The sequence below is a fragment of the Runella zeae DSM 19591 genome (genome assembly GCF_000423565.1).
In the GTDB taxonomy this organism is placed as follows: domain Bacteria; phylum Bacteroidota; class Bacteroidia; order Cytophagales; family Spirosomataceae; genus Runella; species Runella zeae.
On record NZ_AUIF01000011.1, the window covers coordinates 183,979 to 200,958 of the forward strand.

Below are 16,980 nucleotides of genomic sequence, written 5' to 3' on the forward strand. Positions count from 1 at the left end.
TCTACGAACTAGAATGACGTCTCCTCTTATACTTTCCGAAATCTTCATCTATCCTGTTAAGTCGCTATCAGGGATTCGCCTCTCGGAGGCAGTAGTAGAAGAACGTGGTCTTCGCCATGATCGCCGGTGGTTGATTATTGATGATAACAACCTTTTTGTGACCCAACGCCAACATCCTCACATGGCTCTGATTGATGTATCTTTAGGTTCAGAAAGTTTATTTTTACGGCATCGCACTCGTGATTTGGGTGAGTTGGTTGTACCGTTTATACCCCAAACCTTAGACATAGTAAATGTCATCGTTTGGGATGACCAAATGGAGGCTGTAATAGTGAGCGATAGCGCCAATGAGTGGCTAAGTCAAGCGCTCGGGTTTGGGGTTCGTTTGGTTTATTTGCCAGATACTTCTCCCCGACTGGCTGACCGACGTTATTCTCCTCTGGATATCAATGTAAGTTTTGCGGATGGGTATCCTTTTTTGCTGGTTGGACAATCTTCTTTGGATGACTTAAATGTTCGGTTGCCACAGCCCATTTCTATGTTAAGGTTCAGACCTAATTTGGTATTTGAAGGTGGACTCCCTTATGATGAAGACCAGTGGTATGAGTTTTCGATAGGAGCACTTTCTTTTTATGGGGTAAAGCCTTGTGCAAGGTGCGTTCTTACTACAGTAGATCCCGAAAAAGGAGAAATCGCGGGCAAAGAACCGCTTCGTACTTTATCTACCTATCGAAAGCATAACCATAAGATTTTCTTTGGTCAAAATGTAATTACCCCTCAAACAGGGGTTATTAGAGTGGGTGATGAGATAATCGTATCAAGCAGGCAACAACGCCAAACAATGTCTGTTTAAAATGGTTTAATGTTGTAGGGATTTGTTTTGTTAAACTTTGTTGTGGACGGGTCGTGGACGCAACTTGGGGTGTTTTAGAATTTTCACGGACGGGTCGTGAAGAGAACTTGAGTTGTTTTAAAGTTTCACGGACGAGCCTAAATCAATTTATTTTAACGTTTTCACGGACGGGTCGTGAGGAGAATTTGAGATGTTTTAATGTTTCACGGACGAGCCTAAATCAATTTATTTTAACGTTTTCACGGACGGGTCGTCCGTGCCACAGAATGAAAAAAGCGGCAGTTATCGGGGCTGGCATTGCTGGCATTGCTTCAAGTATAAGACTAGCCAATAAAGGCTATGAAGTGCATGTTTTTGAAGCAAATTCGTATCCAGGGGGCAAATTATCAAGCTTTGAGTTAAAAGGGTTTCGATTCGACGCTGGACCATCTTTGTTTACCATGCCCCACTTAGTGGATGAATTGTTTTCTCTTTCAGGAAAAAATCCAGAGAATTATTTCCAATACTCACGGCTAGTCGAAACTTGCCGTTACTTTTGGGATAATGGTAAGCGGCTAACAGCCCATGCCAATCCGCAAGCTTTTGCCGAAGAGATTGAATCCCAATTAGGCGAACCGGCACAGCGCGTATTGAGTCATCTCCAAGACAGTGCCCTAAAATATGAGATTACAGAGAAGTTGTTTTTACATCGTTCACTTCATAAAATCAGCACTTATTTTAATAAAGACGCGCTCAAAGGGTATCTCAATTTACACCGATTAGATGCTTTTACTACGATGAATAGTGCCAATGAAAAGCGCTTTCAAAGTCCTCAGGTGGTGCAATTGTTTAACAGATACGCTACCTATAATGGCTCCGACCCTTACCAAACCCCCGCCACTATGAATATCATTCCACATTTGGAATATAACATTGGGGCTTTTTTTCCAAAAAAAGGGATGGTGGATATTACTAATAGCTTAATCGACCTTGCGGAGGAATTGGGAGTTAAGTTTCATTTTGGAACAAAAGTAACTAGAATAAACACAGAAGATAACCAAGCAAAATCACTTGTTTTTGAAGGGGGGACTGCCGAGTTTTTTGATATAGTGGTAAGTAATATGGATGTAGTCAATACTTTTCGCAAACTCCTTCCCGAGGCTCAGCAGCCCGAAAGAATACTCCGTCAACCTAAATCTAGTTCTGCTCTGATTTTTTATTGGGGTATTAGTCATTCTTTTTCAGAATTAGGATTACATAATATTTTCTTTTCGAATGACTACCCAACTGAGTTTCAACATTTATTTCAACAAAAAACGATTTATTCTGACCCAACAGTTTACATCAATATCACGTCCAAACACAAACCCGACGATGCTCCCGCAGGAAAAGAAAACTGGTTTGTGATGGTGAATGCTCCCAACAACGAAGGGCAAAATTGGGATGACTTAATCAAGCAAACGCGTCAAAATATCCAGAAGAAATTAGGGGCTATCCTTCAAAAAGATATATCTAAACTCATAGAGTGTGAAGAAATCTTAGATCCCCGCAGCATTGAAGCCAAAACATCTAGCTCACAAGGTGCCCTTTACGGCAACAGTTCTAACAATCGATTTGCGGCTTTTTTAAGGCACGCTAATTTTTCTCGACAGTTCAAAAACCTTTACTTTGTGGGAGGAAGTGTTCACCCTGGAGGTGGGATTCCATTAGCTATATTATCAGCTAAAATCGCAACAGACCTAATTGAAAATGCAAAACAATAGTATACCAAACTGCCAACAAAACACTTAGGCGCGATTTTTGATACAAACAATTTGGTATATTTTTATTCTTTTTTGAAAAACTTTCGCGACATCCCTAGCATTTTATTGCCCCAAACTCTCTGGTTTTACTTTAGAGTAAGTACTTTATTATATTTTGGGGGCAGCCTTTCTGCCTTCGCTCAGCAATTACCTCAATATGCTCAGTATGTTCAAAACAATTTTTTGATTAATCCTGCCCTTGCTGGCATTGAAAGCTACGCTGATGCTCGCTTGGGATATCGACAACAATGGGCTGGCCTTGCTGACGCACCTCGTACTTTTTACATGACGGCTCATTTGCCTATCGGAAATCCTGATTTTGAAATTGAGCCCGCTTCTCCTCGTTTTAGCTTTGGTCGTACTCCTGTCGTCACCTTGCCTGATGCCCACGCAGGAGCAGGGCTATCTCTTATTCGGGACCAGACAGGCCCTTGGTCGAGGTTTTCTTTCAGTGCAAGCGCGGCGTATCACTATCCACTCAACGACGATTGGCAAATTAGCGGAGGCCTGGCCGCTGGAATCACTCAGCATACGCTTGATTTTGATTATATCAAACTGGCTAATACCCAAGACCCTTTGGTAGCCGTGGGTAAAATTAGCACCTTACGACCTGATTTACATATCGGTATCTGGGCTTATTCTTCCGATTTTTTTGCAGGCTTTTCAGTACAACAGATTTTGGGGACAAAATTAAAATTTCAACGTAGCAACTACGATTGGCAAGGTCAACTAGTACCGCACTATTTTATCACTGCGGGATACCGTCTTAGCCTTTTTGAGGATTGGGATTTTACACCTTCTGTTTTGTTCAAAAAATCAACCGACGGGCCACTTTCTTGGGACTTAAATTTGAAGTTTAGCTATCTAAATCAATTTTGGTTGGGAACTTCTTATCGCCAACGAGAGGCTTTTTTGGGGTGGGTAGGAGCGCGTCTGGCCCAAAAGTTCACATTTACTTACACTTACGAATATGGCATTTCGCCTCTTTCTTCAAGTACTCGTGGCTCTCACGAACTAACCTTAGGTGTCACTTTCGGCAATCGAAATCACTATGCTTCTCCGAGAAGTTTTTGGTAAAAAACGTTTTGTTTTTTTATAATAAAACCAATCTCTCACCAACTAAGGAACTCCAAAAAGTGTTGTAGCAGCAGTGGCGTCACCAAACTCTTAATTTTCAAATCATTATGAAGGCTGCACTTATTCATGAAATCAATCAGGCTGTAACTATCCAAGAAGTTGAAAACCCCACACCTGGGCAAGGGGAAGTAATTGTCAAAATAAAAGCGGCGGCGCTCAATCACCGCGATGTGTTTGTCCAACAAGGCAAATATCCTGGTATGAAACTCCCCGTAATCATTGGGTCCGATGGCGCTGGTACAGTGGTCGAAATAGGAGAGGACGTCGCAGATACATGGCTTGGCCAAGACGTCATCATCAATCCCTCTCATAATTGGGGAGATGATGACCGTTTTTACAGTAAATCTTTCAAAATCTTAGGAATGCCTGATAATGGCACTTTTGCCGAGTATGTCAAAATAGAAGCCAAATATCTGCATATTAAGCCTACACACTTAAGTTTTGAAGCAGCAGCAGCACTTCCCCTTGGAGGGCTAACCGCTTGGCGCGCACTTATGTCAAGAGCGGCTCTCAAAGCAAACGAAAAAGTACTCGTAACTGGTATAGGGGGAGGCGTGGCTTTATTTACCTTGCAATTTGCGATAGCAGCGGGTGCCGAAGTGTGGGTTACGTCAAGTTCTGATGAAAAAATCAACAAAGCAATTGAGTTAGGCGCCAAAGGAGGCATCAATTATAAAGACCCCAATTGGGCCAAAAATTTGATAACTGCCACAGGCGGCGACCGCAGTGGGTATTTTGATGTCATTGTCGATAGTGCCGGTGGTCCTGGTTTTGCCAAGCTTATTGACGTAGCTAGACCCGGTGGTCGTATTTGTTTTTTTGGAGGTACTACAGGCAATATAACAGACATCATACCAAGCAAAGTATTTTTTAAACAACTCAATATTTATGGCTCTACCATGGGTACCGAGGCCGAGTTTGAATCCATGATGAAGTTTGTAGAAATGCACCAAATTCACCCTATCATAGACCAAACTTTTTCTCTGGAAGAGACAGAAGCGGCGTTAAGAAAAATGGATCAGGGAACACAGTTTGGGAAGATTGTGTTGAAACTTGGGTGATGGCCTGTAAATCAGTACCTTTGCAATACAAATAATTTAGAGACAGGCACTCTAAATTTCAATTTACAATGACAGAAACAATCTTAGTCCCTAAACAGGATATACGCAAACTCTCCATTGCTCAACTCAAAGAATGGCTTGGTCAACATGGAGAACAATCTTTTCGTGCCAAACAAATTTTTGAATGGTTGTGGAAAAAATCTGCCACCTCTTTTGAAGATATGAGTAATCTTTCGCTCAAAACGAGAGAATTACTGAATCACCATTTTGAAATCCGAGCTATTACGAATGCCAAGTCACAAAAAAGCAACGACGGCACTATAAAATCGGCATTCAAACTTTATGACCAGCACCTCATTGAAGGGGTATTGATTCCAGCCGATGATCGTATGACAGCTTGTGTCTCTAGTCAAGTGGGATGCTCGCTTACCTGTAAGTTTTGTGCTACTGGATATATGGAGCGTAAACGCAACCTTGATGCCTCTGAAATGTACGACCAAGTGGTAGCTATAGACCGCCAAGCAAAAGAAAACTTCGGTACCCCTCTCACCAATATTGTGTATATGGGAATGGGAGAGCCGCTGCTGAACTACGCCAACGTACTTGAATCCATTGATAAAATCACCTCTCCCGAGGGACTAGGAATGGCTCCTAAACGAATCACTGTTTCAACAGCGGGCATCGCCAAAATGATAAAAAAATTAGGGGATGACGGGGTAAAGTTCAACCTCGCGCTTTCACTGCATGCGGCCAACGATACGAAAAGAAATCAGATTATGCCCATCAATGAGTCTAACTCACTGAAAAATCTGGCCGAAGCTTTGCAGTATTTTTACCGTAAAACAAAAAATCGGATTACGTTTGAATACATCGTATTTCACAATTTCAATGATACGCTCCAAGATGCCAAAGAGTTGTGGGAGTTTACTAAAAAAGTACCTTCCAAAGTAAATATCATTGAATATAACCCTATCGCTGAAGCAGCTTTTAAGAATACCGAAGCTGACAAACTTGACCAATTTGCCAAATTTTTAGAAAACAAAGGTGTGGTGGTCAATGTGCGTAGAAGCAGAGGCAAAGACATAGATGCCGCTTGCGGACAGCTTGCCAACCGCGAAAAAGAAGGGGTAGCATAAAAATCCAATTATGTTATCAAAAAGGGTGGTTTAGCTAATTCTAAACCACCCTTTTTGCTTTCTGTATAAGCTGAGCTTAATCTACTACCACTTCGTCCATAGCTATCGTAGTAGGGCGCCCAGCGGAAGGATGCCCTTCAGGAGCGGGGCCAGCGTTTTTAGCGCGTATACGCACATATCTCGCCCTTGCAGTCTTGAAGTCTGCCACCACAGGCAAAATGTCCCACGAGCCTTCTAATTGATATTGAACAGGTTGTACAATCGCTTCTTTAAAATTTTCTCCATCTCTCGACAGTCCAATTTCGACCGAGTTAGGAGGGAAGACGTTGTTCATTATAATCTTCAGAAAATTTGTAGAGACCTTTGTGACAGGCCGAACCTCGCCTAAATCTAATGTGATTTCAAAATCTTTACCGTTGATACGCACCCATTCGCTATTGTTTCGAGGACTTTGAGCCACCTGCCCGTCGGTAAGTTTTTTCTTATCCGTATCCACTCCCTCAGCGGGAGGATTGGCATAGGTATAGGACTTGCCTTTGGCACGATGAATAAAAAACTTCTCTTCAAATTTAGCCCCTGCGGTCGTAATTGCTTTGATAGTCGTGATTTTATCAAGTGTAATGGGCATTAAATACTCAGTAGAACTCGTAGTGGGGGCTTTTCCATCAGTAGTATAGTATATCTTACTGTCAGAGTCAAGCTTCTCTAAACGTACTTGCAATTGCCCTTGATTATTGAATTGAGTAACAGCCCGTATATCCAATATTCTTTTCGAATAATTGACTTTTTGATAATCCATACGTTTCAAATGAGTCTTCAAACGAGTCGAAAAATCCTCAAAGTTTTTGGGGCCAGAGGGTCCCCAAGCTATCTCGGCAATGGCAGACGCCCTTGGGAAAGTCATGTATTCTACTTGGGCTGGCGTAGGCATATATTCTGTCCATACATTTCCTTGAATCCCCAAAATGTATTTTTGTTCGTCAGCCGAAAGCTCCGCCGTAGGGTTGTATTCATATACTTTTTCTAAGGGCAAATACCCTCCTATAGCTAGAGGTTCATTGGCGGGATTGGCTTGATAATAATCCAGATAGCAATACGTATTGGGAGTCATAATGACATTGTGTTTTTGTTTCGCTGCCTCAATTCCTCCTTTGGTACCTCGCCAACTCATCACAGTTGCGTTGGGGGCTACTCCCCCTTCCAAAATTTCGTCCCACCCAATAATGGCTCGTCCTTTGGAATTCACAAACTTTTCGATACGCTTAATAAAATAACTCTGAAGCTCGTGTTCGTCTTTTAGTTTTAATTTTTTGATTAAACCCTGACAAAATTCACTTTGCTTCCAAGCATCTTTAGGACATTCGTCTCCCCCAATATGGATGTATTTGCTTGGGAACAGCGCAAAAACTTCCGTCAAAACATCCTGTAAAAAAGTAAAAGTTTTCTCATTGGGGCAATAGACATCTTTCATTACGCCCCACTTCGTAGCTACTTCATAGCCTTTTGAGGGTTCACACCCCAGCTCTGGATACGCCGCCAAAGCAGCCGAAGAATGGCCGGGCATTTCGATTTCGGGGATGATCGTTACGTATTTGGCCTGAGCATACTTTACAATATCTTTGATTTCGGCCTGTGTATAAAACCCGCCGTGCTCTTTCCCGTCAAACTTTTGCGGATAGTTTTCTGAATAGTGCCCTACTAAACTTTCCTTTCTTTTGGAGCCAATTTGAGTGAGCTTAGGGTATTTTTTGATTTCAATACGCCATCCTTGATCTTCAGTAAGATGCCAATGAAACACGTTCATTTTGTGAAGTGCCAACAAATCAATATACTTTTTGATAAAGGAAACCGGCATAAAATGGCGCCCTACATCTAGCATCAACCCTCTGTGACTGAAGCGAGGTCTATCCTGAATCTGACATACCGGAACTGTCCAAGCGACATTGGCAACGGGAGTAGGACTAAAAACCTCTACTGGAAGTAATTGTAAAAGGGTCTGAATGCCATAAAAAGCCCCCTGTGGTGTAGCAGCCTCTAAAATAATGCGGTCTTGGCTTACCAATAACTTATAGCCTTCATTGCCTAATCCTAGGGCCTTATTTAGTCTTACAAAAACAACATTTTTGGCAGTCGCTGGAGCGGTCGGTGCTATGGTCAACGGCAAACTTGAAGCCGTTTTGAGCGTATTAGAAAAACTTAAAGCTACAGATTTGAGCAAAGCATCTTTGGCCGATACGACTATTTTGGTTTTGGCATTTACTACAAATTGCCCCTCGCCGCCATTAAACTGAGCCGGAAAAGGTAGAAGATTATAGTTATTTTCTTGGGCATGTATGTAGGATAAAAAAAACGTGAGAAAGACGAAGGAAAGCGAAAGGATGTTTTTTTTCATACTTGAAGGATAAAAAGTTTGTAAACAAAGAAAGTAAAAAACGGTAGTATTCAAAAAAAAGTATAGACTCTACCTTAACAAAAACGCCCTGACAAATGCCAGGGCGTTTGGTATGATACTCATTTGGAAACCTACTAGTTTGTAAGTTCACGTTTGCTCCGACGAGAATTGCCACGTTCGCGAGATTCGCTTACAGTTTCGAGTTCTTCTTTTGAACCTATAATAAGCTTCTGATAACGACGAGCACCTGTACCTGCCGGAATCAAGTGACCTACAATTACGTTTTCTTTCAGGCCATCGAGGGTATCTCGTTTTCCACGTACGGCTGCTTCGCTCAATACTTTGGTTGTTTCTTGGAACGATGCGGCCGAGATAAAGCTCTCTGTACCTAAAGAAGCTTGAGTGATACCCATCAAAGTAGGTTGAGCAACGGCTGGTTTGGCATCACGTGCTACCACAAGGCGTTGATCACGACGCTTGAGGGTAGAGTTTTCGTCACGCAAACGACGCGCCGAAATCAACATACCAGGCTTGAGTGTTTCAGAATCACCCGCGTCTTCTACCACTTTCATATCGAGTACGCGGTCGTTTTCTTCGCGGAAAGTCCATTTGTCAACGGCCTGCATTTCCAAGAAATTGGTATCACCTGGATCCATAATTTCAACTTTTTGCATCATTTGGCGTACGATACACTCAATATGCTTATCGTTGATTTTTACCCCTTGTAGGCGGTATACCTCTTGGATTTCGTTTACAAGATACTCTTGTACGGCGGTTGGTCCTTTGATAGAAAGAATATCACTTGGGGTGATCGCACCGTCTGAAAGTGGCTCACCTGCTTTTACGTAGTCACCATCTTGCACCAAAATGTGTTTTGACAATGGCACCAAGTATTTTTTGCGAGTACCGTCTTTCGATTCGATGTTGATTTCACGGTTACCGCGTTTCACAACACCGTAGATAACCACTCCGTCGATTTCTGATACCACCGCAGGGTTAGAAGGGTTACGAGCTTCAAACAATTCCGTTACACGAGGCAAACCACCCGTGATATCACGAGTTTTACCTAAAGTACGCGGAATTTTGGCCAAAGCTTGTCCCGCTTTGATAGTCGCACCATCCTTAATAACTAGGCGAGCACCTACTGGCAAGTTGTAGATTTTTTCTTCTACATCCGTCAAAAGTGGGCTCTTACCTTTTACCAAGATACCAGGGTTTTTGGTACGGTCACGGGTCTCGATAATCACCATTTCTTGGAAACCAGACTGTTCGTCTATTTCTTCACGGAAAGTGATACCTTCTTCGATTGACTCATACTCAATGCTACCATTAAACTCCGACAAGATGACGGCGTTATAAGGATCCCAGTTACAAAGTTCTTGGCCTTTGGTTACTTTTTCGCCTTCTTTCACTAGCAAGCTAGCTCCATAAGGTACGTTGTTAGCGATAAGAACTTGTCCGTTTACTTCACTCACGATACGAATTTCACCCGAACGACCCATGACGATTGTTACAGGGTTACCTTCGTTGTCGGTTGACTCTACGGTACGCATATCTTCAAATTCTACCTTCCCGTCAAACTTGGTCTTGATAGAAGCTTCTTGGGCAATATTTTGTGCCACCCCACCGACGTGGAAAGTACGAAGGGTAAGCTGAGTACCCGGCTCTCCAATTGACTGCGAGGCAATTACCCCAACGGCTTCGCCGTTTTCTGCCAGACGACCCGTTGCCAAGTTACGGCCATAACATTTCGAGCAAACACCATTGCGAGTTTCGCAAGTCAATACCGAACGAATTTCCACCGTTTCGATACTAGTTTCATCAATACGTGCAGCGATTTCTTCGGTGATTTCGCTACCAGAAGCAATGATAAGTTCGCCAGAAAGCGGATCTAAAATATCGTGAACCGTCACACGGCCCAAAATACGCTCCGACAATGGCTCTACAATATCTTCGTTGTCTTTCAAAGCCGAAATTTCGATTCCTCTTAAGGTTCCGCAATCTTCTTCATTAACAACAACGTCTTGAGCTACATCATGCAAACGACGAGTCAAATAACCCGCATCAGCTGTTTTCAAGGCCGTATCAGCGAGACCTTTACGAGCACCGTGTGTAGAGATGAAGTACTCCAATACGTCAAGACCTTCTTTAAAGTTTGACAAAATTGGGTTTTCGATGATTTCTCCGACACCACCCGCAAGGTTTTTCTGAGGTTTTGCCATCAAGCCCCTCATTCCACCCAACTGACGAACCTGCTCGCGCGAACCACGTGCTCCAGAGTGCATCATCATATATACTGAGTTGAAGCCTTGCTGGTCTGACTCTAGCTGAGCCAACAATGTATTGGCGAGTTTGGTGTTAGTACGAGTCCAAACGTCGATGATTTGGTTATAACGTTCGTTTTCGGTGATAAGACCCATCATAAAGTTGTCCATCACACCTTGTACTTCCGTTTTGGCCGAATCAATCAGCCGCCATTTCTCATCCGGGATTTTGATATCACCCAATCCGATTGACAATCCACCTTTGAAGGCTGTTTGGAATCCTAAATGCTTAATATCATCCAAGAACTGAGCACAACGAGCATTTCCAGCGATTTTGAAGACATGTCCAATGATTTGTTGAAGTTTTTTCTTTGTCAACAACTCATTGATATATCCTACCGACTCAGGTACACACTGATTAAACAGAATACGACCTGCTACGGTATCGATTATTTTTTTCTCCAAAGTACCGTCTTCGTTACGAACAGTTACACGGCATTTGATATGAGCATGCTTTGAAAGTTTACCTTCGTTGATGGCAATGATTACTTCATCAGCACCATAGAAAATACGTCCTTCACCAATGATAGGAATTTCAGGGGTAGACTTGCGACCTTTGGTCACATAGTAAAGCCCCAACACCATGTCTTGAGAAGGTACGGTAATAGGCGCACCGTTGGCAGGGTTGAGGATGTTGTGTGAAGAAAGCATCAACATAGATGCTTCCAACACCGCCTCTTGCCCTAGTGGTACGTGAACCGCCATTTGGTCACCGTCAAAGTCAGCGTTGAAGGCAGTACAAACAAGTGGGTGCAACTGAATCGCTTTACCTTCAATCAATTTAGGTTGGAAGGCCTGAATACCTAAGCGGTGAAGTGTTGGAGCACGGTTGAGCAACACGGGGTGCCCTTTCAACACGTTTTCCAAGATATCCCACACCACAGGGTCTTTACGGTCTACGATTTTTTTCGCAGATTTTACGGTCTTAACAATTCCCCTCTCGATGAGTTTACGAATAATAAACGGTTTGAATAACTCAGCCGCCATGTCTTTTGGAAGACCGCACTCATGCAGTTTGAGTTCTGGACCTACCACAATTACCGAACGACCTGAATAGTCAACACGCTTACCGAGCAAGTTTTGGCGGAAACGTCCTTGCTTTCCTTTCAACATATCTGAAAGTGATTTCAAAGCACGGTTCCCTTCCGAACGCACGGCGTTTACCTTACGGCTATTATCAAAAAGAGAATCTACTGCCTCTTGAAGCATGCGTTTTTCGTTACGCAAAATCACCTCAGGCGCTTTGATTTCGATCAAACGCTTCAAGCGGTTGTTACGGATGATTACACGACGATATAAATCATTCAAGTCGGAAGTTGCAAAACGGCCACCATCCAAAGGCACCAATGGGCGCAACTCTGGTGGAATGACAGGCACCATCCGAATCACCATCCATTCTGGACGGTTTTCGATACGAGTATTTGCATCACGAAGAGCTTCTACTACTTTAAGGCGTTTTAGAGCTTCTGCCTTACGTTGCTGAGAAGTATCAGTAGCTGCGGCGTGGCGAAGTTCGTATGACAGTTCGTCCAATTGAGTACGCGCCAACAACAATTCTAGTCCTTCAGCACCCATTTTGGCGATGAATTTGCTAGGATCCGTGTCGGGCAACAATTGGTTTTCTCTTGGTAATTTATCAACAATATCCAAGTATTCATCTTCCGTCAAGAAGTCCATTTTATTGACTCCATCTTCGGCTTTAATACCTGGCTGCACTACTACGTAGCGCTCATAATAAATGATTTGGTCCAATTTTTTGGTAGAAAGACCTAGCAAGTACCCAATTTTGTTGGGCAAGCTACGAAAATACCAAATGTGAGCTACTGGTACGACAAGCTCAATGTGCCCCATTCGTTCGCGGCGAACTTTTTTCTCCGTTACTTCTACACCGCAACGGTCGCAAATAATCCCTTTATAACGAATACGTTTGTATTTACCACAGTGGCATTCCCAGTCTTTTACTGGCCCAAAGATGCGCTCGCAAAAAAGCCCGCCCATTTCGGGTTTGTAAGTACGATAGTTAATCGTTTCAGGCTGGGTTACCTCACCATATGAGCTTTCCAAAATGGACTCTGGTGAAGCCAAGCTGATGGTAATCCGTGAAAAGTCACTATTGATTTTCTTGTTTTTCTTGAATGACATTTTCGGATATGATTTTTGTGAAAGTTTCTTTTTTGAGTTTTAATATTTATTTGTTTGAATACACCGTACGCTGCACTGTGTATCCAAACAAATAAATGGTGTTAATCCATTGTGATTTCGAGTGCCAAACCACGCAACTCATGAATCAATACATTGAATGATTCGGGGATGTTTGGTTTTGGAAGATTTTCGCCTTTCACAATAGCTTCGTATGCTTTTGCACGTCCGATTACATCATCCGATTTCACGGTCAAAATCTCTTGAAGAATGTGAGATGCACCAAATGCTTCGAGTGCCCACACTTCCATTTCTCCAAAACGCTGACCTCCAAATTGGGCTTTACCACCCAAAGGTTGCTGAGTAATAAGTGAGTATGGTCCAATCGAGCGGGCGTGCATTTTATCATCCACTAAGTGCCCTAGTTTCAGCATGTACATGATACCCACCGTTACATTTTGATCAAACTTGTCTCCAGATTGTCCGTCATAAAGAGGGGTACGACCAAACGAAGGAATACCCGCTTCGTTTAGCTCAGATACTACTTGATCTTCGGTAGCACCGTCAAAAATTGGAGTCGCATACTTACGGCCCAATTTGCGCCCGGCCCATGCTAAAATGGTCTCATAAATCTGACCGATGTTCATCCTTGAAGGTACCCCAAGTGGGTTCAAAACGATGTCCATTGGTGTTCCATCAGCCAAGAAAGGCATATCCTCATCACGAACAATTTTGGCAACTACCCCTTTGTTACCGTGGCGACCGGCCATTTTATCACCCACTTTAAGCTTACGCTTTTTAGCGATGTATACTTTGGCAAGTTTTACGATACCCGCAGGAAGCTCGTCTCCTACTTCTAAAGTAAAGCGCTCACGTTTGAAGCGACCCGTGATTTCGTTGCGACGTTTTTGATAGTTTTTGACCATCTCAAAAAGCAACTTATTGGTCGTTGAGTCGTCTGTCCAGCCTTCAATAATCAAGTCACCCAACAAGTTTACTTCTTCAGGCACCACATATCCACCTTCGTCGCGGTATGGGTTTTTGTCAGGGAATATATTATTGATGATGTTCACACGGCTAAACTTCACGCCTTTGCTCATGATGTCTTCGCCAAACTTATGTTTTACACCCGCAGAAGTTTTTCCGTCGAGAAGTTCCACCATTTTATCAATGATTACTTCACGGATTTTACTCAAGTCACGGCTGTAATTTTTCATCAAAACTTTCAGCTCATCTTTCTGTTTCACACGTTCATCACGACCCGGACGAGAGAAAAGTTTGGTATCTACTACTACCCCTTTCATTGATGGTGGTGCTTTACGGGAGGCATCTTTTACATCACCGGCTTTATCACCAAAGATAGCTCTCAAAAGTTTTTCTTCAGGAGTAGGATCAGACTCACCTTTAGGGGTGATTTTACCAATCAAGATATCTCCTTCTTTTACTTCTGTTCCGATTCTTACAATACCGTTTTCGTCGAGGTTTTTCACGGCTTCCTCGCTTACATTAGGAATTTCTGCCGTCAATTCTTCCTCACCACGTTTGGTATCACGCACCTCCAAATCAAATTCTTCAATGTGAATAGAGGTAAAAATATCATCCCGAACTACTCTTTCTGAGATTACGATCGCATCCTCAAAGTTATAACCTTGCCAAGGCATGAATGCCACGAGCAGGTTACGGCCAAGCGCCAATTCACCTCCTTCTGTTGCATATCCTTCGCTTAGTATATCACCTTTGCTCACCTTTTGGCCTTTCAATACCATCGGCTTCAAGTTGATACAGGTATCTTGGTTGGTACGACGGAATTTAACGAGGTTGTAGGTAACGATATCACTATCAAAACTTACCAAACGTTGCTCATAAGTACGTTCATAACGAACCACAATTTTGGTAGCATCTACAAATTCAATCACACCGTTTCCTTCAGCCACTACCAAAGCACGTGAATCACGCGCCACTCTTCCTTCTAAGCCAGTTCCCACAATAGGAGCCTGAGGACGCAGAAGAGGTACGGCTTGACGTTGCATGTTTGAACCCATCAAAGCACGGTTAGCATCATCGTGCTCTAAGAATGGAATCATAGAGGCCGCTACAGATACAATCTGATTGGCCGCAATATCCATTAAAGAGGCTTGCGAAGGATCCACCATTGGGAAATCACCTTCAAAGCGCGTCTTGATTTTTTCTACTAAGAAATTACCATTATCATCTACCGAGGCATTGGCCTGAGCAATATAACGTGAGTCTTCTTCTTCAGCAGTAAGGTATACAAGTTCATCGGTTAGCTTACCGTTGTCAATCACACGATAGGGCGTTTCGATGAAGCCCATACTGTTGGTCTTGGCATATACACACAAAGACGAAATTAGACCGATGTTGGGTCCTTCTGGTGTTTCGATAGTACAGAGACGCCCGTAGTGCGTATAGTGAACGTCACGTACCTCAAAACCAGCTCTTTCGCGGCTCAAACCTCCAGGCCCTAGTGCCGACATACGACGTTTGTGCGTAATTTCGGCAAGGGGGTTGGTTTGGTCCATAAACTGCGAAAGCTGATTGGTACCAAAGAAAGAATTAATCACCGACGACAATGTACGGGCATTAATCAAATCGATAGGTTTGAAGTCTTCGTTGTCACGCACGTTCATACGCTCTTTGATCGTACGAGACATACGCGCCAAACCTACACCAAATTGCGCCCACAATTGCTCACCCACGGTACGTACACGGCGGTTTGACAAGTGATCGATATCATCGACTACCGCCTTGGCATTGATAAGACCAATCAAATATTTTACAATCGACACAATGTCTTGGGTTGTCAAGACTTTGGTATCCATTGAAATCTCTAATTGTAATTTTTTATTAACACGATAACGCCCTACATCTCCTAGGTCATAACGTTTATCTGAGAAGAATAAACTTTGAATCACTTCACGAGCGGTTTGCTCATCGGGTGCTTCGGCGTTACGTAATTGACGGTAAATTTGCTCAACCGCTTCTTTTTCAGAGTTTGAGCTATCTTTTTGTAACGTATTATAGATAATATTATAATCCGCTACGTTCATATCTTCACGGTGCAAAATGATTGATTTTTGCCCCGAATCTAAAATCACATCCAAATCATCAGCAGAAACGATAGAATCACGTTCTAGTAATACTTCATTACGGCTGATAGAAACTACCTCACCGGTATCTTCATCTACGAAATCCTCAGTCCAAGTACGCAAAACGCGCGCAGCTAGGCGGCGTCCTACGGCTTTCTTTAAGCTAGCTTGTGTAGCAGGGATTTCTTCTGATAGCTCAAATAGGTCGAGAATCTCTTTATCTGAGCCAAAACCGATTGCTCTTAATAAGGTGGTTACGGGAAATTTTTTCTTACGGTCGATGTAAGCATACATCACATTGTTGACGTCCGTAGAGAATTCAATCCAAGAACCTTTGAATGGGATGATACGTGCCGAATAGAGTTTGGTTCCGTTGGTGTGCTTACTCATGGAGAAAAACACCCCTGGCGAGCGGTGCAATTGTGAGACAATTACCCTTTCTGCGCCATTGATAACAAAAGACCCTTTTTCGGTCATGTAAGGAATCGCTCCCAAGAAAACCTCTTGTTCGATAGTTTCGAAGTCTTCGTTATCGGCGTCATTACATTTTAGGCGCAATTTAGCCTTCAAAGGCACCGAATACGTAAGTCCACGCGCGATACACTCATCCACAGAATATTTTGGGGGATCAAGTGCGTAGTCCACAAATTCGAGGACGAAGTTTTCGCGAGAGTCTGAGATTGGAAAGTTTTCCTGGAATACTTTGTAAAGTCCTTCTTTGTGACGATCTTCGGCTGCCGTATCAAGGTCAACGAATTCTCGATATGAACGAACTTGTACATCTAGGAAGTCCGGATAATCAATTACTGGCTTAATCCGGGCAAAATTTTTACGTGGAGTTTGTTTGGTTACCAAGGCTTTATAAGTTTTTGGGGGGATTTGGACCAAGCGTTAGTCTAATAAGATATAACGCTAAAATTCAATAATTAGTTTACAAAAAACTTAGCTTGCCTCGTAGTTTTACTGAGTTTTTATCCCTCTGCATCGCTCCTACGAGTAGCGAAGTGTTTCAGACTAAACTCTTTTATGGAAGTGAGTAATGAAGGAGTA

The 16,980-nt window shown here is 42.9% G+C and carries 8 protein-coding genes; 5 read left to right on the forward strand and 3 right to left on the reverse strand.

The genetic code is table 11. The features are described 5' to 3' along the window. Window positions 1–13: 13 nt before the first annotated feature. The 5 genes from G563_RS0104315 to rlmN all read left to right on the forward strand — a co-directional run bounded on the left by G563_RS0104315 (window position 14) and on the right by rlmN (window position 5,968). Window positions 14–853 carry an MOSC domain-containing protein gene (locus G563_RS0104315; protein WP_028664224.1) on the forward strand — a complete coding sequence of 280 codons (840 nt, stop codon included), beginning with the start codon at window positions 14–16 and terminating at the stop codon, window positions 851–853. A gap of 266 nt (window positions 854–1,119) precedes the next feature. Beyond that, complete coding sequence (gene crtD / locus G563_RS0104320) at window positions 1,120–2,595, forward strand: 1-hydroxycarotenoid 3,4-desaturase CrtD (RefSeq protein ID WP_028664225.1); 1,476 nt, start codon at window positions 1,120–1,122, stop codon at window positions 2,593–2,595. A 72-nt stretch (window positions 2,596–2,667) separates the two neighbouring features. Next, on the forward strand, window positions 2,668–3,711 hold the full coding sequence (locus G563_RS33700; protein WP_169579712.1) for a PorP/SprF family type IX secretion system membrane protein: 1,044 nt from the start codon (window positions 2,668–2,670) through the stop codon (window positions 3,709–3,711). A gap of 107 nt (window positions 3,712–3,818) precedes the next feature. Continuing rightward, window positions 3,819–4,832 carry a quinone oxidoreductase family protein gene (locus G563_RS0104330; RefSeq protein WP_028664226.1) on the forward strand — a complete coding sequence of 338 codons (1,014 nt, stop codon included), beginning with the start codon at window positions 3,819–3,821 and terminating at the stop codon, window positions 4,830–4,832. Between the two features lie 68 nt (window positions 4,833–4,900). Further along, window positions 4,901–5,968: a dual-specificity RNA methyltransferase RlmN gene (rlmN, locus tag G563_RS0104335; RefSeq protein WP_028664227.1), complete on the forward strand. Its 1,068-nt coding sequence runs from the start codon at window positions 4,901–4,903 to the stop codon at window positions 5,966–5,968. 76 nt (window positions 5,969–6,044) lie between these two features. Here the strand turns inward: rlmN and G563_RS0104340 are convergent, their stop codons facing one another. The 3 genes from G563_RS0104340 to rpoB form a co-directional block, all read right to left on the reverse strand. After that, a complete protein-coding gene (locus G563_RS0104340) occupies window positions 6,045–8,360 on the reverse strand; it encodes a glycoside hydrolase family 20 protein (RefSeq protein WP_028664228.1) in 2,316 nt (771 codons plus the stop codon). 134 nt (window positions 8,361–8,494) lie between these two features. After that, window positions 8,495–12,826 (reverse strand): DNA-directed RNA polymerase subunit beta', encoded by a 4,332-nt coding sequence (gene rpoC / locus G563_RS0104345; RefSeq protein WP_028664229.1) that lies wholly within the window; start codon window positions 12,824–12,826, stop codon window positions 8,495–8,497. A gap of 101 nt (window positions 12,827–12,927) precedes the next feature. Next, a complete protein-coding gene (gene rpoB, locus G563_RS0104350) occupies window positions 12,928–16,785 on the reverse strand; it encodes a DNA-directed RNA polymerase subunit beta (protein ID WP_028664230.1) in 3,858 nt (1,285 codons plus the stop codon). Between the last annotated feature and the right edge of the window lie 195 nt (window positions 16,786–16,980).

Excerpts from the sequence above, each read along its gene's own strand:
- G563_RS0104340 (WP_028664228.1), bottom strand. The coding sequence starts at position 8,360 with ATGAAAAAAAACATCCTTTCGCTTTCCTTCGTCTTTCTCACGTTTTTT.
- G563_RS0104315 (WP_028664224.1), top strand. The coding sequence starts at position 14 with ATGACGTCTCCTCTTATACTTTCCGAAATCTTCATCTATCCTGTTAAG.
- G563_RS0104330 (WP_028664226.1), top strand. The coding sequence starts at position 3,819 with ATGAAGGCTGCACTTATTCATGAAATCAATCAGGCTGTAACTATCCAA.
- crtD (WP_028664225.1), top strand. The coding sequence starts at position 1,120 with ATGAAAAAAGCGGCAGTTATCGGGGCTGGCATTGCTGGCATTGCTTCA.
- rpoC (WP_028664229.1), bottom strand. The coding sequence starts at position 12,826 with ATGTCATTCAAGAAAAACAAGAAAATCAATAGTGACTTTTCACGGATT.
- rlmN (WP_028664227.1), top strand. The coding sequence starts at position 4,901 with ATGACAGAAACAATCTTAGTCCCTAAACAGGATATACGCAAACTCTCC.